The sequence below is a fragment of the Calditrichota bacterium genome, assembly GCA_013152715.1.
Classification (GTDB): Bacteria; Zhuqueibacterota; Zhuqueibacteria; order Thermofontimicrobiales; family Thermofontimicrobiaceae; genus 4484-87.
Map to the genome: position 1 here is coordinate 1 of JAADFU010000079.1, position 24986 is coordinate 24986.

Consider the following 24986-nt stretch of genomic DNA (forward strand, 5'->3'; position numbering starts at 1 on the left):
TTTTTCACCTGACTAAATTTCCCGGCGCGAAGACGATAGAAGTAAACGCCGCTGCTCATATCAGCAGCATCGAATTGAGCGACATGTTTCCCCTGAGAAAGAGTTTCATCGATGAGTTCGGTGACTCTTTCGCCCAGGGTGTTGAAAACTTTTAGCGAAACTTGTTCTCTTTTGGGAAGATAAAAGATGATTTGCGTGACAGGATTGAATGGATTGGGGTAATTTTGATTCAGAAAAAAATTGTGCGGAGTGCTCTGCTGCTCTTTTTCGGCAATTGCGGTGGCGACCATGCCTACCGTGAAATCGTCCAGCAAAATGACGCCGCTGTCTTTTTTGTTTTCATCGGTCTCCGCGAGATAGATTTTTCGCCATTGGATGGGAAAGGTCAGTTCTGCCGAGGGATTGCTCCAGTGAGGCGTGGCTTCATTTAATTTTGCCGGAAGATATTTCCAGCTATTCGTCCAGTCGATGCCCGGGATTTCAGGCGTGAAATCGACCAAAAAAATTTCTCCGTCGGCATCGCTGAATTCGCCGCGCAGCCAGTGTCCCTTGCCGTCGCCGTAAATGTGAATACCAACGCTATACGGCTCCCCGGGAATCGGGAGCGCGCAGTTGAGATAAACTACACTCACTCCCCCTGTTTCCAGCGAATAGGTTAATTTTGCGGCGGAAGGTTCGGAGACAAAGTTTATTGAATCTACCGCGAACTCTGTCTGCGTCAGATTCATTCGCAGACCGGATAAACTCCAATTTTTCAGCGATGAAAAATCATCGATGATGTACCTGTCCAATCCCACGTAAACAGCAGTACTTCCGGAAACTGCCTGATAAGTGGCAACGACAAATCCCTGTCCCGGGTTGGTGGCGCGAAAAAAACCGTAGCGGGAAATGGTGCCAAAATCGCCGGTCACAGACCACTCGAAATCATTTTTTGCCAATTGGGCGATATTGCCGAACTCGTCTCTGGCTTCGTAATTGATGCTGAGATAATCGCCAACATCTAATACGAGCGGATTGGGAAACAACAGGATCGACGCCACGCGCGTGACATGCACCAGCGCTGAATCGCGAACTGTTCCCACTGAAACGTAAACGTAGCCAGACGTATCTTTTTCTCCGGCGGAGAACAGCCCGGTGGAGGAAATTGTTCCAATAATCGAATCGCATGTCCAGACCAGAGAATCCGCGCTAATCGTCAGCGGATTGTAAAATTGGTCAAAACCATCGACGGAAAACCGAACTTTTTTCCCGGAAATGAGGAACGCTTCGTCTGGTTTGATTTGCAAAATAGACAAGTTCCCGGTGGGAGCCGTGCTCACGCAAAGCAGCGCATTGGCTACCGCTCTCTCGCCGGCAGCGTCAGAGGGGCTGTTGACCACTTTCCCGCGCACAACCATCGTCGTGGACCCGCCGCCGTCCAGATTTACTCCCTGAAAAACGCCCCACTCGTGCATGTAATTGGCAAACTCGAACAGCGACATGCCCACGCTGTAGCCGGACTGCCTGCCGTCCACGGTGAAAAAATAGACTTTGCTGGAATCTTCGGAAATTCCCACGCCGGTACGCGGATGGCGATCGTAAGCGAAACTGTGACTGGTTCCCTCCTGGGACCATTCCACAGAAACCGCGCCGTCCCGAATCAACCGCGGCATGCCACCGACGAGGGTCAAAATTGCGTCTTTGATGGGGGGCATGCGCAAAATCACGCCGACGGTGTCACCGACAAAAACTTTTTCGTTCAGAAAATCGCGGGACGTGCCGTGTCCGGAAAGCACAATTCCGTCCTGTGGGATGGCATTATTCCCGTGTCCCGCCGCCATGACGCTGTCCTTGAGCACGACACGCACGAAAAAGGTGTCATTTGTCGCCGCTTGAGAGACGTATTCACAAATGACTTCTGTGCCCCAAAAGTTCGTCTCCGTCCGCGCACCGTAAAATTTATTGAAAACAATGAGGTCGTCCGTGTCACGGGCTTGATTGACGCCGCTAATTTTTCTCGCATCGCCGGGCGAGGTGAAAGTTTCGCCGTCGAGACCGACGATGTCAATTAGCGGAATTCGATTTTCAGTGAAAGCAAAAACCGATCTCGGGAAGGGATTTTTCAGCAAAACGCCGTTGACAACCTGCGCACCGATGGGGATGCCGCCGGCTGCGTAAAAATCCGCATTGATCGCACCGACTACGCGATGCCCTTCGCTGTCGCGGCGATGCGCCATGTGCGAAGTTTTTTCGTTCCCGGAAAGACGATTATTCGCCTTGACGCTTTCCAATCGAATCCACGGATTTGAAACATCGACCTCCAGCACGTGCAAATGCCAAGGGCCAGCCTGGCGAAATTCGTGATAATGAATAACGCCGGGACCAACGATTTTCTGTGTCTTGTAATCAGCGAAAATAGATGTTGTCAAAAGACAAAAAGAAAGCACTGTCAGTAAGACTTTTCGGCGCATTTCAACTCCTGAATGGTTTGTGTTTTGAGTTTCGCGTTTAATTTCGGCAATTTAGAATTTGAAATTTTCATTTTGAGCAGTCACTCAAAAAAGCTCTGCAACCAAAATGCCTAAACTTTGAACTCAAAACTCGAAACTATAAACTCGGAACGGTGAACTACGAACTCGAAACAAAAAAAATGTCGGACAGAAAACTACTCGCAAGTCTGCCCGACAAAATTTTTATGAATCAAATACAAAAAATACGCCTACGTAAAGATTACTTGCAAGCGGCAATTGCTTCATCAACAGAGGGGTAAGCGTCGAATACCGTGATTAATTTAGTCATGATGAAAAGGCTCTTGACTTTTTCCGTGGCACCGCTGATTTTGAGCACGCCGTCAGCGTTTTGCACGGAAGTCAGGCACGAAATCAAAACGCCCAGTCCGGTACTATTCAGCCATTTGACTTTTGACAAATCAATCACGAATTTTTTGTTGCTTTCAGCAATCAGTTTTTTGACTGTTTCGTGCACTTCTTTGGTTTCATCGCCGCCCATCAGATTACCGCTAATGGAAAGAACGACAACGCCATTCTGGATCGATTGTTTGATTGCCATGGAAAACCTCCTGACTTAATTTTTCATATTTATCAGAACCATTTTTCTTTAAAAAGATGCAGCAGTTTTTGTGATGCTTCTGATTCTTTTTTTTAATATAACTTTATAAATGATAAATGTCAATACAAAAATAAAAAACGGAAATTAAATGCAATTGTTCCCAAAAAACCCTCAAATTTCTGATTTTGCACGGTTAATTTCTTGATTTTGGCAAATTTGTTCGTTATATTACGCCCAACGAAAGGCAAAGAATATGGAAAAATATAAAAATTTAGTCCATGAATTGATCAACCGCCGAATCACGATTTCTGTGGCGGAATCGTGCACTGGCGGGTTAATTTGCAAATTAATTACGGACATTTCCGGCTCATCGCGAATTTTCATTGGCGGCTCTATTGCCTACAGCTATGAAATGAAAACTCACTGGCTCGGCGTGCGGCAGGAGACGCTCAATAAGTTCGGCGCTGTCAGCGCGGAGACTGTTCGCGAAATGGTAAACGGAATTATTTCTTCCACAAAAAGTGACATTGGCGTGGCGGTTACCGGCATTGCGGGTCCCACAGGCGGGACACCGGAAAAGCCGGTGGGCACGGTTTACATTGCCGTAAAATTCAGAGAAAAAGAAAACATCGATCGCTATTTTTTCAAAGGATCGAGGGATGACATTCGCACGCAGGCTGCGGCGCTCATCCCTGACTTGATTTTTTCACTCATCAGTGATGCGCAGTGAAAAAAGTTGCGTCCTGAATTTTTCACTTCAGCAAAGGGGAGAGGAAAATCGCGGAACTGAAACGAAAACTGAATCTGGCACACATTCTTGCAATTATCGTCGGCACTGTGATTGGTTCCGGCGTTTTCATTACTCTGCCCATTGTAGCGCGCGAAACCGGAAGCCCGCTGTTCGCTGTATTCGCCTGGCTCGTCGGCGGCATTATCTGGATTCCGCAAATTTTCATTCTCGCAGAAATGGGGACTGCTTACCCGGAAGAAGGTTTCGGCTATTTGTACCTCAAAAAAGCGGGTAGCAAAAGTCTGGCTTTTTTGTATGTGTGGACCGTTTTCTGGACCAGCGACACGCCGTCCATTACGATTATCACGCTCAGCGCCAGCTCCGCGCTAGCGATTTTTTATCCGGCACTGGACGGTACCATCGTCGGGAAAATATTTGCCGCGGCGCTCATCGTTTCGCTGACCTACGTTCATTATCGCGATGTGAAAAAGGGCGGAAATTTGCAAATATTACTCACTATCGTCAAAATTTCCCCCTTGATTTTATTGATGATTATTGGCATTTTCTATCTTAAATCAGGTCACCTTTTCTGGACGCCGGAAAACGTGACGCCTGATCGCGGCTTTTTCACTTTGCTCGTCGCCGGAGTCGCTGCGACTACCTGGTCTTACGCCGGATTTCCCAATATTTTGTACATGGCCGGCGAGATAAAAAATCCACGCCGAAATTTGCCACGCGCCCTGATCGGTTCCGCCATCGGAATCACGGTAGCCTACACATTCATTGCGCTGGCAACCGGAGCCATCGTGCCACACGCCGACCTCGTCGCAGTGCACGGCTCTTTTGCCAATCCGTTTCAATATTTGCCAATTTTTGCCAAATTTGCCGCAGCGTTTCTGGCAATCGCCGCTTTCATTTCCATGATTGGCGCTACCAATGCCTGCATCATGGTGCAGCCGAGAATCGAATACGCTATTGCCCGAGACAGGTTGTTTTTTCCGATTTTCGGCCATGTGCATCCGAAATACGAGACGCCGGACTATTCCATTCTTCTCCAATCTGGCCTGGCAATTTTGTTGCTGTTCGTGGGCAATATCGAAGATTTGCTGGGATATTTCACACTGTCCTATTTGTTACAGAATGCGCTCGTTTACGCTTCCATTTTCAAATTGAGAAAACGATCCGATTACCAGCCGACCTATCGCGCGCCTGCTTGGTGGCTGATGACTGTTTTTGCCATCATCATCCAGCTTTATCTGGCGTACGGGACTTTCATTGCCTACCCAACAGGCGGAGTAGTTTCCGCAGTTGTCATTATCGGAAGCGGGCTGCCGATCTATTTTTATTTTTCCAAAAAACAGAAAAAAAGATGAACAACGTTCCTCTGCGCCCACGCTGGTCGCCGAACGGAAAGTAGGTTTTGTTAGGGACACAGCCGGTATATCATTAACGACGACGGTAGCGGTTTGGAGCAGGTGTCATTCAGGGAAAATAATTTTGCTGAACATCCTACCTGGGTTGCGTAGCTTCTTTCTCACCGATATTTTATTTCGCCAGATCGCAGAGTCTCTGAATTTGCTCATTCGTTCCCAGGGCGTACAACACAAGACCTTCGTGCAAAATTAGTTCTCCCGGCGGGTTGATCATAATTTTTCCTGGCTCATTTAAAAAGCCGATGACCGTGGCGCCGCCGGTTTCAGCTTTAATATTTGATTCGCGCAGCGATTGGTTGATTAAAGGACTGGTTTTTTCTATTTTCACTTCCTCGATTTTTAGCTCAAATTCCTCGCTCTGCGTCATGACGTCCAAAAAATCCACGATGCCGGGCTTGATGAATAAATTTGCCATTCTTTTTCCGGCGATGGCGTAGGGGGAAATTACTTTGTCCGCGCCGGCGCGCATCAACTTCCGCGAGCTCAACGCGTCAATCGCCCGGGACACAATGCGCAATTTCGGATTCATGCCGCGGGCAGTGAGCACCACGTAAACGTTATCCGCGTCATTGGGAAGCGTGGTAATTAATCCCGCCGCGCGATGAACGCCTGCCTGCTCCAAAATTTCGTCGTCCGTGGCGTCGCCTTCTATCACAAGAAAACCGTCTGCTTTCAACTCCTCTGCTAAATCAGCGTCATTTTCAATAATCACAAACGGCTTGTTAGATTTGATAAATTCGTTGACAATTTCCACGCCGGTTCTGCCGTAACCGCAGACGATAACGTGTTTTTGCAACTGATTGATGTTTTTTTGCATTTTTCGACCTCGAAAAACATGTCTGATGTGTCCTTCGACGATGAACGCCGACAAATTTGCCAGCGCGTAGCCGCCGACGCCAATGCCGAAAATGATCAGCCAGATGGTAAATATTCTGCCCGAAAAAGATAATTGACGCACTTCATGAAAACCCACGGTGCCGATGGTGATGACCGTCATGTACAGCGAATCAAAAAAATTCCACCTTTCGATTGCTACATATCCGAGAGTGCCCGTGCAAACAATGACCAAAAGCAACGAGAAAGAGATTAATAACCGCTTCTGCATATTCTATTTTTCATTTCAAAATCAAGTCAAAAATCCACTTTTGCATGAATTTTTTGGTGTCTATTGATTGATTGCAAATAGATTTTCCGTTGAAAGTGATGAGAAAGTACGCTTGCCTGAAAAAGTTAACAAAGGAAAGAGTCGCCTCATCGGTGCAATTTCTTTTAAAATGCCGACCGCATTCCGCCTTTATTATCCAGCCAATACGGCACCCAGGTCAGGGCGACCAATGAGACCGACACATCCGATTTCTTCGGTGTCAATTCAAAAATATCTAATTCCTCAGTCAAGGGATTAAACTTTGCTTTGATGTCTTCGATTTCTCGAGCAAGATCCCCTTGCAAATTTTCCATCTGCCGCTGCAAGTCTTCCAATTTTCTCTCTGCGCGTGCGACGTCCTTGGCTTCTTTCATGGCGCGGCTGGCTCCGCGGGCGGCGGTTGTGGCTCTGCCGACAGTGGAGCGGCTCACTGCTTTTCTGCCCAGGAAAGCCCCCAACAATGTCGTTCCCAGCGAAATAACCGTCTGCACTTTTTGCTGTTTTGCCTGTTCCTGTTCTCTTTCCAGCGCGAATTCAGCGCGTTGAATTTTTGTTTCGATGCTCTGCATTTTCGCCGCGTATTTTTTTCTCAACTTTTCTACCATTTCGTCGCGCCGTTCCCGGGCGATCATTTGCAATCTAATGCGAAAGTCGCGTTCCGACTCTCCGGGAAAAGAATTCATTTTCAAGGCGCGACTTGTCCACAACTCCAATATTTTGTTGCGGTAAAGCCATTCTTTGAAATCTTTACTCCAGGCCTGATAATTTTTCGGGTTAGTGGCAGTAGATGGCGGCTCACCAAATTCTGCATTTTTGCGCTCAGGCTCTTTGTTTAGCTGATCATCCAAAATATTTGTTTCCTTTCCTTGTTCCCAATTGACAAAACCGCGGCCATCGGGAAAATCTGCCAGCAAGGAAACATTTTTCTGCACGGATTTTTTTAGCAATTTCCCTGTGAAATAGACGCTGCCGATACCCATTAACATTGGCTCGTAAAACAGATTCGCCGCCGTAGATTGTTCTTTTTTGATCGGATAAAAGTATTGGGGAATTTCCGGCGGTATCGCCGGACGCTGAGAAGCGGATTTTTTTTTCTGAGCAGCAGTCTTCGTCTGCGGCTCGGAAGCACTGGCAGACATGAATTTCTTTTTATCAGCCATCAGCTTTTTGATCTGATTGCGCGTCAGCGGGCCCCGCAGATAGGACATCACCCACCGGGTGTGGAAAATTACCGGTTCAGTTTCATGGACATTGTTCATCAAAAATACCCGTTTGCCCAGTCCCGCTAAAATTTGCTCCATCTTTCGCCGATTAAAACCACCGCTGACATTGGCGCCTTCGAGGCCGTCCAAAACGCGTTGTTTGTCGCGGTCGGTTTGTAGCCTGCCGATGAACCAGGTGCCGGTATTGGAAAGGCCTTTGTAATCCAGATCCACCGGATTTTGCGTCGCCAGCACAATTCCCAAACCGAACGCGCGCGCCTGTTTTAACAAAGAAAGCAGCGGCGCTTTCGATGGCGGATTTGCCACCGGCGGGAAGTAGCCAAAAATTTCATCCATATAAAACAGCGAGCGCAAACTGGTAGTACCCGACTGCGTGCGCATCCAGCCCAAAATTTGCGTCAGCAGCAGCGACACGAAAAACATGCGTTCCGCGTCGTTGAGATGCGCGATGGAAAAAATTGACATGCGCGGTTTTCCGTTGCTGGCGAACAAAATGCGATCAATGTCCAGGGCTTCGCCTTTCAGCCAGATGTCAAATCCGGGCGCTGCCAGCAAATTATTGAGCTTCATCGCCAGGCCGAATCGATCTTTGGACGGGAAAAATGATTCCAGATCAAAAACGCCAATTTTCGTCATCGGCGGTGATTGAATGGCGTTAATCAGTCCCGCCAGATCGAGGTCTTTGCCCTGTTGCCAGAAATTATTCAAAATATTGGACAACAAAATATGTTCGCGGCTCTGTAGCGGGTCCGCTTCAATGCCCATCAAACTGAGCAAGCTCGTGACCGTGGTATTGATTCGCTCGCGAATCAAATCTGTGTCTTCCAAAATCATCGCGTCCGGTGCGGCGAATGATTCCAAAATCGACACCGGGATACCGGCTTCGCTGCCTGGCGTGTAAATTGCAAATTCCGCGGCGTCGCGCAAACGCCGAATTCGGGCGCCGTCCTGCTCCCATTGAGCCAGTCCGTTTTTCCACAATTCCGCTTGTTTAGCGGCAAATTCTTCCGGCGAAAGGTCTTTTTTCCGCGCGTCGTCCGCATTAATCCAGGGCAGAAAATCGTCCGGTTTTAAATTGGGAAAAGTCAACAACAGGTTTGTCAGATCCCCTTTGGGATCAACGATAATGGCCGGAATACCGTCGATTGCCGCCTCTTCCAGCAAACCGATGCCCAATCCGGTTTTTCCGCTGCCGGTCATGCCCACACAAACGGCATGCGTTACCAAATCTTTGGAATCGTAAAGCAGCAAATCGTCCTTCATCTTCCTGTCGTCAACATCGTACTCTCTTCCCAGATAAAATACGCCTAATTTTTCGAAATCGTTCATTTATGGTCTCCTATGTTTTTGATTAGAAAGTGTGCTCTACCTGAAAGGTGGGGAACACTTTGAAAAGCAAAAGAACCATTCACAAGTTACATATTAGAAAAAATCCCAAGTGTACTCCATCCTAAAGATGGGGCACACTGCCGCAAAAATGTGCTCCACCTACTTAGGTGGGGTACACTTTGAAATTAAACTAATGAACTCCCTAAAATATCCTATTAAAAAAACACTCCAAGCGTAGCTCATCCTAAAGATGCGGCACGCTTACTAATAAAATAACAAAAACTGCCAAAATGTCAAGCGAAATTTTTTCCTAAAATAATTCAAAAATTTCGCCAATCGTTTTTTAGATCAGAAACAGCGCTGCTTATTTTTTTCTTGACAAAGTCAAATAATTTGACTATTTTTAATATGATTAAGAGAGCAACTGCCATTATTTTACATCATTGTCTATTCATATCTGTTGGAGTTCTGGAAAATTTTTTGTGATTTATCGAACATTCTTGAATCCATCTCGCAGTCTATACATCTAATTTGCCGAAAAATTCAAATTTTTGCAAATTCTGTAATATTTGACAAAACTGAAGGAGAACCAGGAAATGGCAACGTACAAAATTTCTGAAATCGAAGGCGTTGGAGATGTTTACGCCAAAAAACTGTCAGCAGTCAACATCAAAACAGTCAACGCATTGTTGAAAAAAGGAGCAACAAAGAAAGGACGCCAGGAATTAGCAGCGGCAACCGGCATTGACGAATCCACTATTTTGAAATGGGTCAATTTCGCCGATCTGTTCCGCGTCAAAGGCGTTGGCAGCGAATATTCTGAATTGCTGGAAAAAGCGGGCGTGGATACAGTGAAAGAGCTGAAAAACCGCAACGCTGGAAATCTTCACGCCAAAATCGTGGAAATTAATCAGAAGCACAAATTGGTGCGCCAAATCCCGAGCCTGGGAATGGTACAATCGTGGATCGCAGCGGCAAAAAAATTAGATGCGGCAGTTTCATATTAATGCCAATAAAAGTATTTTTTAATTAGCGCGAAAATTATTTCAGACTTTTTTTTACTATTGAGGAGGAAACGTTATGGGTTTTTTCGATTTTATCGGCAATGTTGGCGCATCCATTTTTGGCGGCGGTAAAAATGAAGCAGAAGAAATAAAAAAACTAATCGAAACCGATTTAGGGGACAAGATCACTGATTTGAACGTAGAATTTAATGATGGTCAGGCGCTCCTTTCAGGGAAGTGCGATTCACACGCGACAAAAGAAAAAGCAGTTCTATTAGCCGGAAACATCAAAGGCGTCGAAAAAGTGAACGACGACAATCTCACTGCGCCGGAGCCGGTGGAAGAAACTGAATTTTACACAATCCAACGCGGCGATTCGCTTTCCAAAATTGCTAAACGCTACTACGGAAACGCCATGAAATACCCGGTTATTTTCGAGGCGAACCGCGAAGTCATCAAAGACCCCGATTTGATCTATCCGGGACAGGTATTACGAATTCCCAAACTAAAATAGTAATTCATTCCATCGAATGAATCTTTTCAAAGGAGAGAGAACATTAGATTTTTCTCTCTCTTTTGATTTTTTTTAAAGTTCAAAGGAGAAAATTATGGCAGGTTTTGTAGATGAATTTATGGCTTCTTTGGGGCCACAAGTGACCAAAGAGCTTTCAAAAAATTTAGGAATTAAAAAAAATATCGCCAATCAGGTAATCCCGCAGCTCGTACCGATGATCTTGAGCGGCTTAAAAAAACAGAAAGACGAGTACGGCGGTCCTGAACGCGTCGATCATATTTTGAACAAATACGGCGATCCCAGCGTGCTGGACAATCTTGCCGGTCTGTTTTCCCAGAAGAAACAAGACGACAGCGTCGACCCCAGATTGGGCGGATTGCTCGGCGACTCCGGAATCAAAGCGACACAAATGATCGCCGAAAAATTTAATTTGAGCGGAAATTCCGCTGCGAAACTTATCCCCATGCTGGCCCCGGTCGTTTTGGGCGCGTTGACGCGCAAGCGCGACAACGAAGGCGCCGGAACGACGGGGATAGCCGCATTGCTGGATCAAGACGGCGATGGAAGCATTTTGGACGACGTCGCCGGTTTTTTAATGCAAGGACTTTTCGGATCAGGCTCAGGCAAAACAGGCTCCGGCGGTGGCGTGGGCAATTTGCTGGGCGGTTTACTGGGCGGACTTTTTGGTGGCAAGCGCCGTTAATTTTTTCAAATTGAGGTAGCAAAAATGAACAACAATTTTCGAACATTCTTCCTCATGACAATTTTGACCGTGTTGTTCGTTTTCGTCGGCGGAGAGATTGGCGGCGGAGCCGGCGCATTGATTGCGTTTTTGTTCGCCGCGGCAATGAATTTTTACGCTTACTGGTTTAGCGACAAAATGGTGCTCAAGCAATACCGAGCTCAGGAAGCGCTGCCCGGTTCTCGTCTGTACAATATTGTCGAAAAACTCACTAAAAACGGTAATCTCCCCATGCCAAAAGTGTACACCATCCCGGAGAGAACGCCGAACGCATTTGCCACGGGCCGGAATCCCCAGCATGCAGCCGTTGTCGCCAGCGAGGGAATAATCAATTTGCTCGGTGACGACGAATTGGCAGGCGTCATGGCGCACGAGTTAACCCACGTGAAAAATCGGGACATTTTGACGGGAACGATTGCGGCGACCATTGCCGGATCGTTAGCGATGATGGGGCAATTCGCTCGTTTCGGAGCCGCCGGACGAAATCGGCGACAAAATCCGTTAGGGATGATCCTGATTCTGGTCGGCGCACCGCTGGCGGGAATGATTATTCGTTCGATGATTTCGCGAACGAGAGAATATGCGGCAGACGCTGGCGGCGCGAAAATTTCACACAAACCCCTGGGACTGGCTTCGGCGTTAAATAAAATTTCCGCTCCAGCGAGGCAAATCCCGCTGACGACGGGCAATCCGGCGCATTCGCACATGTTTATCGTCACTCCTTTTTTTGGAGTGGGCGGTTTGCAGCGACTTTTTGCCACGCATCCGCCAATCGAGGATCGCATTCGACGATTAGAGGAAATCGCAAGAACGATGCAGGTTTAGATTCACTAAACATCACTTTTTTCAAGTGCAAAAAAACCAGGTCATTTCTCGATCTGGTTTTTTTGTGACGATTCAACTACAGCACGTGAGGATATTTTTTCAGTTATTTAATTCCATCTTTGTGTCTGAACAGTCACGATCAAAATTTCAAAAAATTAAAATTAATCTTGACTTTTTAGCTTTACAAAATTATATTGTAATAAAGGAGCAAACACAAAATGGTCATAGCTGGATTATGAAAAAACATTTTCTTTATTATAAGCGCTTCTTTGCATCCTACTTTTTTTTCCGCCTGATTTTTTCAGAGAGAAATTTAAATCGCCCCGGGGGAATACTCCATTCGCAAATTTGTTCGACACGATAATGCCGCAAGCTGCGATAAAAAAATGAGAACAGAAAATGAAAAAATGCTAAAAAAATTTTGCAAAAGGAGAGAAGACTTCAATTGTAATATTACAAATGTCAATTGGTAAGTTTAGTCAAAAGGAGCTCCGAATGGAAATAGTACAAGAGTTATTTGTCATTCTCGAAGACAAGCCCCTGGCTTTGGGCGAGTTAATGAAAATTCTTTCGAGCAACAAAATCAAAATTCTGAGCGTCGGCGTTTTTGTCGATAGCGCTAAATTGATCGTCAACAAGCCGGAGCAAACAAAAAATTTGCTCATCGACCACAATTACGCCGTTGAAATTCGCGACGTGCTGAAAGTTCAAATTGACAACACGCCGAAAGAATTGGCGTACATCACCGAGCGCATCGGACATGTGGGCATCAATATTTCCCACGCTTACGGAACAACCAACGCGCAGAACAACCAACTTACGCTTATTCTGGACGTGGCGGATATCAGGACGGCCATGTCGCTATTTTCTTGATCTTGAGGAGAAAAATCGAGGAGAAAAAATGGCTCACAAATTGCTTCTTTTTTCGTCCGCTCTATCTCTGATTTTATTTTTTGCATTTAGCTGTCAAAAGCAAACTCCCAAATCAACCGCGGTCCCGGCAGGGGCAACCATTCGAGGTCTGGTGGATACGGTGGGTTTTTCTTTTACGCCGGAACAGATTAAGTCTATTGTTCAATTGTCGGAAAAATTGGAACAGAAGCAGCTTGAACAGAATAACCAGAAATTTGCCTCAGCAAAATGGATCGCCGGCGTCTGCCCGCACGACGATCACTTGTTGGCCGGCAGAGTTTATGTACACCTATTTCAAAATCTCAAAGCAAAACGAATTGTCCTTTTCGGCGTGGGCCACAAAGCGCTCAAATGGGGCGCGCGCGATTCGCTGATTTTTGACAGTTACGACTACTGGCGGGGACCTTTCGGCCCAGTAAAAGTAAGCGATTTGCGTCAGGAAATTATTTCGCTGCTTCCGGATACAGTCTTTACCGTGAACAATGACTGGCAATCCGAAGAGCATTCTGTCGAAGGCATCATTCCTTTTGTGCAATATTATCTCCCGAAGGCGGAGATTGTTTCCATCGTCGTGCCCTACATGAACTGGGACAGGATTCAGGTGATTTCCAATTTTCTGTCTGATGCTTTTGCACAAATTATTAACAAGCACAATTGGAAATTAGGAGAGGACATCGCTTTCATTTTCTCCAGCGACGGCGACCACTACGGCGACCAGGATTGGGGCGGCAGAAATTTGGCTCCGTTTGGCGCCGACGACGACGGACACAAAAAACAAAACGCACAGGACATGAGTTTGATTCGCGAAAATCTGACCGGAGAGATTACCGCGGAAAAACTGAAATCCTTTTGCGAACGAGTCTGGGGCGACGACATTACCGAATACAAAATTTACTGGTGCGGCAGATTTTCCGTGCCCTTTGGTCTGAACACAGTTCGCCTGTTGACGGAAAAATTGGACAAAAAACCGCTTGTCGGCTATTTTCTCCGCTACGATGACAGCTATCATCTGGGGAAATTGCCTTTGCCCGACATTGGCATCGGCACGACTGCGCCCAATAATATTCACCACTGGGTCGGGTACAGCGCGATTGGGTATCTTGAAAAATCATGAGAATAAATGGAATGCAAATTAGCGCCGATTTGATTTGTGACTTAAAAATATTTTATTATTTCTTTTCAATAATCCGTGCCAATGCGCCGTAGGCGCAACTGTCCGTGGCACGATTTGCGGAATGCGCGTCGATTAAAATTCGCACAATACGAAGTAGCAACGGTGTGAGAATCGCTCAAAACGTTCTGGAAACAAAATTCAGCCAATTCGAAAAACAAAAATCACCTGTTTCCACACAAAAAAAAACAGATTTTTGCCAATGCTGGAAGAAATCATTTTTGAATATCAGAGCCTCATCCACAAAATCGAACAAACATGTTCCCAGTTGGAAGGATTTTACCAGGAGCATCTTATTTGTCGATCCGGTTGCAGCCATTGTTGTAAAGTGGATCGGAGCGTGCTTGCTATCGAGGCTTATTTTATTGAACAGCAGCTCAAAGAATTCTCGACAGGAAGAATCAGAAAAATGCGGTCACAGTATAAAAAAAACGATCAATATTGCCCCATGCTGTGGCACGATCGCTGTGCAATTTATCCCGCGCGCCCGATTATTTGTAGAATCCAAGGCTTGCCGATTTTGTACGTGGAGGCGGAAATTGCCTTCGTCGATTATTGTCGACTAAATTTCACTCAATTGCCTGAGAATTATGAATTCAATGAAAAGCGCATCATCGACATGCGGGAATTCAATAGCGAGGTGGCTCGGCTTGATCAACAATTTGTCGAGGATGTTTTGGGTGAAAAATGGGATCGATACCAGAGAATTTCGTTAAAAAGAATCCTTTTCAGCCGAAAGCTCTGCTGAGCAAAAAGTGTAAAAGAGCCGAGAAAATATCAATTTGTAGCCCACAAACCCGATTCTGCCCGGAAATCGGGTTTGTGCTTTTCGCGTTCCTTTTTTTTCGAAAAAATCAGTTGACATTTCCCCTGATAAACTTTATATTTTACTCCATGCAAACAAAGGGAAATTGAATGAGGATTCTTTTCGCTGTTTTTGCGCTGTTTTGTCAATTCAGCGCACTTTTGGCACAAGCTGACTTCGCTCTGTTCACGCGCTACGATCAGCTTCGCGTTTCGCCAAGTCGGGATTCGTTAGCGTTTCGCTGCGTCATTCTGGATGAAGCGCAGCCTGAATCGCCCCAACTGCGCGTCTTATTATTTACGCGAAAAAACGATCAGCCGGTTTGTTTGAATCCGCAGCCGGAAAGATTTGTCGTCTCGGAGGACGCAAAATATCTGCTTTTTTCCGCGCCGACGGGACTGTATTTGATGACGTTGAATGCCATTCCGCGGGTGGGGCAGGTTGCTTTTCGGCAAATTGGCAGTCAGTGGGAATTTGAAAAATTCGGTTTCCTATTGAGCGGAAAGCGCATATTTTTTAAAATCAAAGGCGGAAAAAACTCTGACGGTTCATACTATTTTCGGAAGCCGGAGTTGGCGGGACCTGCACGTCCGGTATTCTGGCTCAATCTGAAAAAAGAGAACAAACCGCATCCGGGCGCGGCCTTTCAACTGCCACTTTTTGAGATTGGTAAATATTCCAATATTTCAAATGGGCGACAGAGAAGTTTTTTCGGCTTTGTTCGTGATTCCCTGTCCCAATTTCCCGGCGATTATTTTTTAATTTTGAAAGAAAAAAATAGTGAAAGAATTCTGCTCTCTGACTGTAGACCGCGTCTGCTGGCGCCGAACGCGGACAGTTCGCAGATTCTTGTTTCCGTCTTTCACAAAAATAAAAATAAGAATTATCTTTTTGAGCGCGGCACACAGAAATTAATTTTGTTCAGCGATAAACTCATTGTTTCAGTTTCCTGGCTTGGGAGGGACAAGTTCATTTATTTGACGGAAAGCGGACTTTTTTTGCATTCCGTTTCCGGCGGCAAGACGACAAGATTGAGCGACTGGCGTTTTCCGAACTGGTACAGTATCGATTTGCAAATTCCCAAATACAAAATTGAGATCAAAGTTGACGGCAAAAAATTCGATGAAAAGGCATTTTTTAATGCTTTGCATAAATTGGGTTTTTCCGACAAACTGATTTCGGAGCAAAATCAAACAAAAACTATCCGAAACTTTCACCTCGGAGGATTTGTGTCACAAAGCGAGGCGCTGTCAGCGGGGGAAAAACTTCGCCACTTCGGCTACAATTTTCACATTGAGCGAATTCATGATATTTACAACTTTTTCAGCAATCCGGGCGGCGAAGAGCAGCAGCCTTTTGACGATGGTTATGCGAAAATTCAATATCGAAAAAAGCAATTCCGGGAAAGCCGAATCATTTACGTCGATCGCGCCGGAAATTTTGAAATACTCGTTCCGCCGATGAATTCTGCCAACAGTCAATGAATTTCTGAAACTCGGGATTAACAGACAGGAGAAACGATGGCAGCAAAGGTTTTTTTCATCTCGGCACAATCAGAGGAAAGTGTGGTACAGATTCGGGAAAAAATTGACGCGCTCTGGCAAACGGCAAATTTTGACCGTTGTTTTGAGGCAGAAGATATGGTGGCAATAAAAATCCATTTCGGCGAGAAGAGAAATGTGACGCACATTCCGGCACAATTCTGGAAAAGCACAATTGCCAGATTGAATCAGAAAGGCTGCAAACCATTTTTCACCGACACCTGCGTTCTTTACCGCAGCCAGCGCTCGGACGCGGTCAATCATCTGCGGCTGGCGGAAAAACATGGATTTTCTCTCGCCGAAACCGGAGCGCCGGTCATCATCGCTGACGGCTTGCGCGGACGAAACGAAATCGAAGTAAAAATTGACGGGGAAATTTTTTCCGCAGTGGCGATTGCTACCGAAGCTGTCGTCGCCAACGGAATGATTGTCGCTACGCACGTTACCGGGCACATGGCTGCCGGGATTGGCGGCGCCGTGAAAAATTTAGGCATGGGGCTGGCCAGCCGAAAGGGCAAATTGCGCCAGCATTCTTCTGTCAAACCCTGGGTCGATGCGCCCAAATGTACCGGCTGCGGCCAGTGCATTTTGTGGTGTCCGGAAAATGCCATTTCCATGAATGGCGCTGTGGCAGTGATCAGCGAAAAAATTTGCATTGGCTGCGGCGAATGTTTGACAGTGTGCCATTTCGGCGCGGTGCAATACAACTGGAAAACTTCCAACGATGAATTGCAAAAAAAAATGGCGGAACACGCGTTGGGCGCCATCGCCAACAAGCGTGACAAAATATGTTTCATTAACGTGGTGATGAATGTGACAAAAGACTGCGATTGCCTGGGCACAAAACAGCAACCGGTCATTTCCGACATCGGTATTCTGGCGTCCTTCGATCCGGTCGCCATCGACAAGGCGAGTCTCGATTTAATCGAACAAATCGCAGGAAAAAGTCTGACACAGTTAAGTTACCCTTCTTTGAATCCAATGGTGCAATTGGAACACGGAGCAAAGGTGGGTCTGGGAAAATTGGAATATGAAATTGTAAAAATTAACGAACCGCGGCGGTGAAATGGACTTTTTTGAATTGATACAAATCAGAAAAAGCGTTCGCAAATTTGAGCCGAAACCAGTGCCGAAAAGTGAGATTGAAAAAATAATGAGCGCTGCGCGTCTGGCGCCATCGTGGCGGAATCGGCAAAGCTGGAAATTTATCGTTGTCAGCGATCGTGAATTGAAAAAACAACTTATTCTTTGCACCGACACCTACAATCAGGCCTGGCTCGGCAGGGAATTTGCGATCATCGTAGCCTGCGGCGATCCGTCTCGCAGCGGGCACAGAGACAATTTGCCTTATTTTTTGGTGGACGTCGCTATTGCCATGCAGCATGTTGTGCTGGCAGCCACAGAATTGGGACTGGGAACCTGCTGGATCGGCGCCTTCGATGAGAAAAAAATCAAAGAATTGTTGAGCGTTCCGAATCACATCCGCGTCGTGGCGCTCTCGCCTCTCGGTTATCCGGCGAAAAAAGACAGCGTTGTCGGCGCCATTGCCCGTCGCGTCATAAAAAGCAAAACCCGCAAACCTTTGTCCGAAGTTTACTCAACGAATAAATGGGAGTAGTGCATGGTTGATCGTGATCGGTTAGAACAATTTCTCGCTGAATTTTTGAAAATCAATGAGTTTGATGATTATTGCGTGAACGGCGTCCAGGTGGAAGGAAGGCAAAAAATTAAAAAAATTGTGCTCGCCGTCAGCGTGAGTCAGCGGCTATTTCGTGAAGCAGCGCACAGACAAGCCGACGCCATTATCGTTCATCACGGTTTGTTCTGGAAAAACGATCCGACGCCGTTTTCTTTGAAAGGATTGATGCGGAATCGAGTCGCGATTTTGCTCAAGAATGATATTTCTCTTTTTGGCTATCATCTGCCGCTCGACGCGCACCCGGAGATTGGAAATAATGCCATGATTTTGCAAATTCTTGGACTGACACAACAGGAAGCAGTCGACGTCGGATTTTTGGGCGCATTTAGCAAACCGATTTCCCGGGAAGAATTGCTTCGATTGGTCAATGACAATCTTGACACGGAAGCGGCGCTTTTTCCCTTTGGAAAACAACAAATCAAGACAGTCGTTGTTGTCAGCGGCGGGAGTTCCAGCCTTTACCCACTGGCTGCTGCTTTGCAGGCAGACGCGTTCATCGCCGGAGAAATCAAAGAAAATCATGTGCGTGAAATTGAAGAGGCGGGACTGAATTTCATCAGCGCCGGCCACTACAACACGGAGAGATTTGGCGTCCAGGCATTGGGCGACTACATTTCTCAACATTTTGACGTGCACTGCGAATACGTGGATGTGCCGAATCCGGTTTAAGTGGAAAAGTTGCAGAAAGGGAAGCGAGCATGCGCATTCAGTTGCTTTTAGCTACCAATGATTCATCGTGCCAGAGTTTTTTTCAGCAGGGATTGCGATTTTACCAGCATCTTTTTCGGCTGGAGATTTGCAATTCCATCGATGAATTACTGCAGCGGTCATTCACGATTCCCTACAATTTGATCATTTTGGATTCAGCGTTGCGCGCTACGCCGCAGTTTCCGATCTTGTTGAGCAAAAAAGCTGAATTGCGCGAACCGCTGCTTGTCACAGTCGAAAGGGAACAGGAGATACTTTTTTGGCGACAATATTTTCCTGACACCGAAAAAATCATCGTCCGATCGCCGAGATTGCTAAAGCAGCTTCCTTTTCTGCTTCAGACTATTTTTCAAAAGGAACAAATATTTCGACAACGTGCAACAGAGAGGGAAAAAACGGCGCGATTCCCAGGTACTGATTCCGGCGAAGAAGCGGTTTCCGGCTTTTGTCTCCTTGATCAAAAATACAGATTCATCTCCGTTCATCCGAAAATTTCCAAAATGCTCGGATATTCGGAAAACGAGTTGCTGGCATTGTCTCTGGACGATTTGATTCATCCGGAGCAATTTGTTTCCTACCAGCACTGGCTGTCGGAAGCCGCCAAGACAGAAAAATCGAGACCGTTTCTGACTTCATTATTTACCAGGAGCGGCGATATTATTCCCGCAAAATTGCAATATCAACCCTACCGCAACGCGCAGGACGAACTTCTCCATTATCAGATGGAGATTCAATTTCTTTCGCAGACAGCAAAGGACAGTTTTTCCAGAAATGGTCATATCGATCAATTAAAAATGGTCACCGAGATTAGCAATATCATGCGCGCGGGTCGGGACAAATCGCTGCACGGTTATCTGGAGAGCATCGCCCGGCTGGCAGCGACGCTGTTTAAATTTCACCGCATCACGCTGGCGTTGCTGGATCGGCGTCGGGGAGCGTTTCTCAAACAAATCATGCTCGGATATTCGACGTCCAACGGTCATCGGGAAAAAGTTCTGGAAATTCCGCAGGCAGTCATTCGAAAAATTTTCGAGCAAAAATACAACGTGCGCGTCATCTACCGCAACAAACAATTGGACAGATTCCAGCTCGAGCCGTTTTCGCTGGAAGAACGCCGTTTGCAGGCGCGCGAAGATGGCAACTCGTGGGATCCCAACAACGTCATTATTCTGAACCTTTCCGATCAAAAACAAAACAGTTTCGGCTACATTTCCATGGATCAACCTATTGGCAGATTTTCTCCGCAAAGAAATATTTTTCATAATCTGGAACTTTATTCCAAATTAGCTTCACTGGCAATCGAAAATTTTTATCAATACGCCAGTCTGGAAAAACGCACGCGACGTTTGAAACGGCTTTTGATCACTGGCAATATTTTTAAATTAGCGCTCACCGGAACCGAAGTCATGCGGGAAATGGTGTGGTCAATTCGTTTCTCTTTGGATTTTCAACTGGTCATGCTGGGCATCATCGATCCGAAATCGAAAAAAGTGATCATCAAATCTGTCTCCTGCCACGATCACGTGAAAACCTTGCAATTGCAGGACTTGACCATTCCGCTGGATCAACTGAAAAACTCGCTGAACTCACACGAACTCATCGGCTCTGCGGTTCTGACGCGCAGGCCGGATGACGTTTTTCAGCCGATGAAAAACATTTACTATGACAACAAATTCGAGCGTTCTGATGGCAAGAGTTGGAATTGGTGGCATACATTGATTGTTCCTGTTCCCGGAGCAAATAAATCTCCGCTGGGCTATCTTTTCGTTGACGATCCGGCGGACAGTCTGCTGCCGTCCCGCGAAATAATTCAGACGCTGGAAATTTTTGCCCAGCAGCTCTCCATTGCGCTAAACAATCGCTATCTCTATTTGCAGGAAAAAAAGAAATTGGAAACTTTGCGACAAAGGATTGCGGCTGGCAGTAAATCCGCTTCATCAAAAACGCAGAGTTGGCTGAAAGATATTTTATTTCGCTGAATTCAGAAACCGGATTTCTCACTATTTCTCCTGAAAACCGAATTTCTCCAAATTTGTCAAATTTTTTACTTGATTCTCACCTCTCATTTTTTTATATTTAGCACGTCAAATTTGAGAACATCGCCAATGCGCCCGTAGCTCAAGTGGATAGAGCAACGGACTTCTAATCCGTAGGTTCCGCGTTCGAGTCGCGGCGGGCGTACACAATTTTCCGTAATTTTGGGTGTTGAGCAATGCGCCTCTGGCGCATAGGTTCGGCGTTCGAGTCGCGGCGGGCGTACTACTTTCCACCTCAAGTGTCATTCGCAAATACGATTTCTGATACCGAATTTTTTCTCTCTTCAATAAAAACGAAACCTAATTTCAACAGGAGTCACATCATGGGAACAAACCGCTTCTTGAAAATCGTTGCGCTTTTTGCCGCTATTGTTTTTGTGAGCTGCGCCGCAATCACCAAACACATGCAATATTCAAAAGAGACAAAAATAGACAAACCGCCTTATTACGCTTCATTTTCGACAAAATCCCCGGCTTCAGCGCAGGACATTGCAATACTTCCAGTACAGCTAAAAAAATCCGCCGACTTTTTCTCCACCTCATTGAAGCCGCTGCAGGACGCTGTGAATTCATTTCTGAAAGAAAAATTGTCTTCCGCCTTTCAGGAATCTTTGCAAATACCAACCAAAGAGGCGCCGGAAGTTCTGTTCGGAGACGAGCGCTATCTTTCCGAATCCGATTCCGATGAAAAAGATGAAACCGCTACCGAGCCCAGAATGCTGCTCATCACACGCCAATCGTCGCCAAACTGGCGGGAGAATTGGCAAAAATTGGGCGTAAAATTTCCCTACGCGATTATCATCACGCTTTCCTATTCTGGCTATCAGGCAAAAATGAAAAACTGGAAAGGCAGCAAGGAACTCCGGCTGGGCACAAATTACATCGCCGATTTGCCCTGGCTCACTTCGCTGGACGATCCGATTCCCGTGATTCAACTCACCGGCGCTCTGATCAATTCTGAAGGGAAAATCGTCCGCGTCGGCGCCGAAGGGATTTGTTTCAAAAGGGGCTCATTTGTGCAATCTCTGATCGGTCTGGGAAAAATTTACAGCAATGATGACATTCAAAAAGTTGTTCACGGCTATCGCCGGGAGGATTTACCCGGGAAGCCTTTGGCGTGGCAAGTGGCGGCGGAGAACTTGATAAAAGGACTGACGAGTCGGTAAAAGTTTTGGCAAAAAATTTGTAACTTCGAGGAGCCAGGGACTATTTCCGCAAATTATCCGCTAACTCGCTTGTTGATAGCTTGGCTCACATGACAGCGAAACATTCGCACAGAATTTCGGAAAAGCACCAAACCAAAAACTTCAACTAACGACCTGACAAAGCAAGGCATTCGGGTTCCCTTAACTTACAACAGAAGCTTCAATAAATTAAACTCTGACTCCGGCAGAGTTACGTAATAGGTATATCCACTTTTCCAGGTAATTTTTGAGTTTTAGTTGTGATTTCAGATAGTTTCCAATTAAAACAAGTGACAACGAATAACAAAAACGCTGATTTAAATATTGTTCAATAAAACTTAACCATATTACGTAATATCGACGGAGTTACGGTTTAACTATTTTGAAGCTTCTAAGTATACCTGAAAATCAATATTGGTACAAATAACAGTGGTAAATAAATCGTATTTTCGATGCTTTTAGACATGCGGAAAGTAAGTTATAAATTAAAATGTTTCTAAATGCAAGAAATAAATAAAAAAAGTATCTTCCAATTATCTCAATATATTTTTTCAAATTCAAAGCCCACTCAATTTAAAGAGAAATAGAGAAACCAATCAATTTTCGCAAAATCAAAAAATAACTTGCACTATTATTATTAAATTGTTAGATTAGAAATAGATTAAACATAAACTGCTGCAAGATTATTAACTTTGTTAAAGAGGTGAAAAAAATGGAAGCATGGTACGATAATAAAACTGCTGTTTTGTCGCTGATCATTTTTAAATGTCTATTGGCGTTAAGTTTTGCCTATTCGCAGACGCTTTACTCGGAGCGTCCCTATCAGCCAGTCGTGCTGCGTGGTGGCGTGCTTTCGACTTTTTTTGACGTCCCGGTTGATTCGATTTACATGTACGTCTATTCCGATTCGGCGAAATCCTGGCACATGATTCCGTTTCAGATTGACGAGCGGATTCTTGCGGAAGACCCTTTCAAGCCGGGCAATGAGGGCGCTTACCGGCATTCGTATTTTATTCCGGATGATGGTGTACTGGATTTGGATGATGAACTGGTATTTTTGGTTGGTGATTTAGGCGATCCGGCGCCGGCAGAGAGTTGGATCGAGGACGCGGATTCCCGGCGATTTGAACGGCTGCAGATTCGACTCTGGGATCAGGATAATCCGCAAATTGAGGCGTACGGCTATTTGTATCGGTCGTCAACAATTACCGAGCCGATCCCGCATCCGTACAATTTTAGCTGTGACCCAACAAATGATATCGTCTCTAACGTCAATTACCAGGTTCGCATGAGCAAACAGAACGGCCTCATTGAGGACATCGTTGTAAAACCGCCGCTTGGCACGGGCGTGGATATTTTTGACACGCAAAAGATTCGTTTCGAAGGCGTGTTTGAAGGTATGTTCATTTATCCTATTGTTATTGGCGGGGATAATTCACCAGCGGCTAACGAGCGGGATAATCTTTACGTTTATCCGGATTATTACAAGCATACCGCTGACCCGGTTGTGAGAGTTGTGCGAGAAGTGCGGCAAACAATCCGTTTTGGCATACCATTCGAGGAGTTGGCATTTTATGTGACCACTCGTTATTATCCATTCAGTGGTACAGTTGCCGGCGGTGCGGATTTGAATCCCGAGAAATTGAAAGAAGAATTTCAAACAAATGAGGATATCTACATTCAGCTATTTTTATTACGTCAGTCAATTGATTTCAATTCAAATGCCACAGGTATGAAATATTACAGTCGGTACAACGAGAATGTCATCATCAATGGTGTTCCCGATGAGGTGAATAAGACAATAGATGTACCGATAAAAGAATGGTCTTTGGTTACCGGGGATCAGGGTTCTGTGTTTACGCAGATTGAGTTTGAAGATACATCATGGCAGAGCATTGAATTATACTATTACGACAATTCCGAAGGCGGCCAGGGAGACGGCACTCTCGTTGAGGGCGGCGATACCGGAGACCGTGTCTCTTACGGCGATGAGGGAATTTTGTTCAGGGACTTGGCGCAGGACAGCGTTAACTTGACATTAGGATTTCAGGCTTATTTTTTACCGGCCAATTTGCAAAAGGAAGACGGAGAGAAAATTGCCTCCTGGCTGGAGAAACCGCTTTACGTTCAAACAAGTGCGGAATCTTTTTTGACGTCGGTTTCCGGCGGTGAATTTTCTTCGACTGTCCAAGGATTTGAACTGGCGCAGAATTATCCCAATCCGTTCAATGGAACGACAAAAATTTCTTTCAAACTGGGACAGCCTTCACACGTTACGCTCAAAATTTTCAATTTGTCGGGTCAATTGATTCGTATCTTGACAAACGAAAATTATGGCTCGGGAACGCAGCAAATTTTGTGGGACGGAAAAAATCAGGCCGGCGAGATCGCTGCCAGCGGCGTTTATTATTATCAAATCACCACAGAAACCGGTTCACAAATGAAGAAGATGGTTTTTCTGCAATAAAATTTGATCTGATATTTCGGAAATATTTTTTCAAGTCAAGTGAATAGGGGCAAAGGTGCAGAAACACAGTTTTTTTCTGATTCTGGTCGTATGTTTTATTTTGCCAAATTTGTTATTTTCTCAAAATTTGCTGCAAAACGGCGGATTTGAAAACGGGGAAAATGGCTGGAACGGACTGTGGCTGCGAGTTGATAATACCGGTATGTCTGAATTAGTTGATCAGCCCGTCCATTCCGGGAATAAAGCCCTTCATATCAGATGCTGGGGTGAGCAAGGTCAGGATTGGTCTTACTCATCGGAAACGCTGCTGCTGGTGGATCCCCAATTTGTTTACGAATTTTCTGCCTGGGTAAAAGCGGAACAGGTGAAAGATTACGCCGCGCTTTGTATCACCACGCTAGATCGTAATCAGAATGTCACTTATTGGCTTTTTGCAATCAAAAACACAGAACGCACCAACGGGAACTACGA

General features: G+C 45.7%; 21 protein-coding genes and 1 tRNA gene. 18 read left to right on the top strand and 4 right to left on the bottom strand.

Features of this window, described 5'->3' with window-relative positions; translation table 11 throughout:
- Positions 1 to 2450 (bottom strand): T9SS type A sorting domain-containing protein (locus GXO74_06175; protein ID NOZ61250.1); only part of this gene is annotated, 2450 nt, incomplete at its 3' end.
- Between the two features lie 259 nt (positions 2451 to 2709).
- Positions 2710 to 3048 (bottom strand): STAS domain-containing protein, encoded by a 339-nt coding sequence (locus GXO74_06180; protein NOZ61251.1) that lies wholly within the window; start codon positions 3046 to 3048, stop codon positions 2710 to 2712.
- Between the two features lie 253 nt (positions 3049 to 3301).
- Between GXO74_06180 and GXO74_06185 the strand changes: the two genes are divergently transcribed.
- Both GXO74_06185 and GXO74_06190 read left to right on the top strand, forming a co-directional pair.
- Positions 3302 to 3778, top strand: a complete 477-nt coding sequence (locus GXO74_06185) for a CinA family protein (GenBank protein NOZ61252.1) — start codon at positions 3302 to 3304, stop codon at positions 3776 to 3778.
- A 107-nt stretch (positions 3779 to 3885) separates the two neighbouring features.
- Positions 3886 to 5151, top strand: a complete 1266-nt coding sequence (locus GXO74_06190; GenBank protein ID NOZ61253.1) for an amino acid permease — start codon at positions 3886 to 3888, stop codon at positions 5149 to 5151.
- Positions 5152 to 5323: 172 nt separating this feature from the next.
- On the opposite strand, the gene GXO74_06195 is transcribed toward GXO74_06190, so the two are convergent.
- Positions 5324 to 6316 (bottom strand): potassium channel protein, encoded by a 993-nt coding sequence (locus GXO74_06195; GenBank protein NOZ61254.1) that lies wholly within the window; start codon positions 6314 to 6316, stop codon positions 5324 to 5326.
- Positions 6317 to 6480: 164 nt separating this feature from the next.
- Positions 6481 to 8907, bottom strand: coding sequence for an ATP-binding protein (locus tag GXO74_06200; GenBank protein NOZ61255.1), 2427 nt, complete (start codon positions 8905 to 8907; stop codon positions 6481 to 6483).
- A 596-nt stretch (positions 8908 to 9503) separates the two neighbouring features.
- Between GXO74_06200 and GXO74_06205 the strand changes: the two genes are divergently transcribed.
- The 16 genes from GXO74_06205 to GXO74_06280 form a co-directional block, all read left to right on the top strand.
- Positions 9504 to 9914, top strand: a complete 411-nt coding sequence (locus GXO74_06205; protein ID NOZ61256.1) for a DUF4332 domain-containing protein — start codon at positions 9504 to 9506, stop codon at positions 9912 to 9914.
- Between the two features lie 73 nt (positions 9915 to 9987).
- A complete protein-coding gene (lysM, locus tag GXO74_06210; protein ID NOZ61257.1) occupies positions 9988 to 10425 on the top strand; it encodes a peptidoglycan-binding protein LysM in 438 nt (145 codons plus the stop codon).
- Positions 10426 to 10519: 94 nt separating this feature from the next.
- Positions 10520 to 11128 carry a DUF937 domain-containing protein gene (locus GXO74_06215; GenBank protein ID NOZ61258.1) on the top strand — a complete coding sequence of 203 codons (609 nt, stop codon included), beginning with the start codon at positions 10520 to 10522 and terminating at the stop codon, positions 11126 to 11128.
- 24 nt (positions 11129 to 11152) lie between these two features.
- Positions 11153 to 11992 carry a zinc metalloprotease HtpX gene (locus tag GXO74_06220; GenBank protein NOZ61259.1) on the top strand — a complete coding sequence of 280 codons (840 nt, stop codon included), beginning with the start codon at positions 11153 to 11155 and terminating at the stop codon, positions 11990 to 11992.
- 495 nt (positions 11993 to 12487) lie between these two features.
- Complete coding sequence (locus GXO74_06225) at positions 12488 to 12865, top strand: hypothetical protein (GenBank protein NOZ61260.1); 378 nt, start codon at positions 12488 to 12490, stop codon at positions 12863 to 12865.
- A gap of 28 nt (positions 12866 to 12893) precedes the next feature.
- Positions 12894 to 14018 (top strand): AmmeMemoRadiSam system protein B, encoded by a 1125-nt coding sequence (gene amrB / locus GXO74_06230; protein NOZ61261.1) that lies wholly within the window; start codon positions 12894 to 12896, stop codon positions 14016 to 14018.
- A gap of 259 nt (positions 14019 to 14277) precedes the next feature.
- Positions 14278 to 14823 (top strand): hypothetical protein, encoded by a 546-nt coding sequence (locus tag GXO74_06235; protein ID NOZ61262.1) that lies wholly within the window; start codon positions 14278 to 14280, stop codon positions 14821 to 14823.
- Positions 14824 to 14990: 167 nt separating this feature from the next.
- On the top strand, positions 14991 to 16364 hold the full coding sequence (locus GXO74_06240) for a hypothetical protein (GenBank protein ID NOZ61263.1): 1374 nt from the start codon (positions 14991 to 14993) through the stop codon (positions 16362 to 16364).
- A 36-nt stretch (positions 16365 to 16400) separates the two neighbouring features.
- On the top strand, positions 16401 to 17486 hold the full coding sequence (locus tag GXO74_06245) for a DUF362 domain-containing protein (protein ID NOZ61264.1): 1086 nt from the start codon (positions 16401 to 16403) through the stop codon (positions 17484 to 17486).
- Between the two features lies 1 nt (position 17487).
- Entirely contained in the window at positions 17488 to 18039 is a 552-nt protein-coding gene (locus GXO74_06250) for a nitroreductase (protein ID NOZ61265.1), read from the top strand.
- Between the two features lie 3 nt (positions 18040 to 18042).
- Complete coding sequence (locus GXO74_06255) at positions 18043 to 18789, top strand: Nif3-like dinuclear metal center hexameric protein (GenBank protein ID NOZ61266.1); 747 nt, start codon at positions 18043 to 18045, stop codon at positions 18787 to 18789.
- 29 nt (positions 18790 to 18818) lie between these two features.
- Positions 18819 to 20807: a PAS domain S-box protein gene (locus GXO74_06260; GenBank protein NOZ61267.1), complete on the top strand. Its 1989-nt coding sequence runs from the start codon at positions 18819 to 18821 to the stop codon at positions 20805 to 20807.
- Positions 20808 to 20935: 128 nt separating this feature from the next.
- A tRNA-Arg gene (locus GXO74_06265) sits at positions 20936 to 21009 on the top strand.
- 178 nt (positions 21010 to 21187) lie between these two features.
- Positions 21188 to 22030: a hypothetical protein gene (locus GXO74_06270; protein NOZ61268.1), complete on the top strand. Its 843-nt coding sequence runs from the start codon at positions 21188 to 21190 to the stop codon at positions 22028 to 22030.
- Between the two features lie 730 nt (positions 22031 to 22760).
- Complete coding sequence (locus GXO74_06275) at positions 22761 to 24515, top strand: T9SS type A sorting domain-containing protein (GenBank protein NOZ61269.1); 1755 nt, start codon at positions 22761 to 22763, stop codon at positions 24513 to 24515.
- A gap of 55 nt (positions 24516 to 24570) precedes the next feature.
- Positions 24571 to 24986, top strand: a 416-nt coding sequence (locus GXO74_06280; GenBank protein ID NOZ61270.1) for a hypothetical protein, incomplete at its 3' end; no start/stop codon positions are given.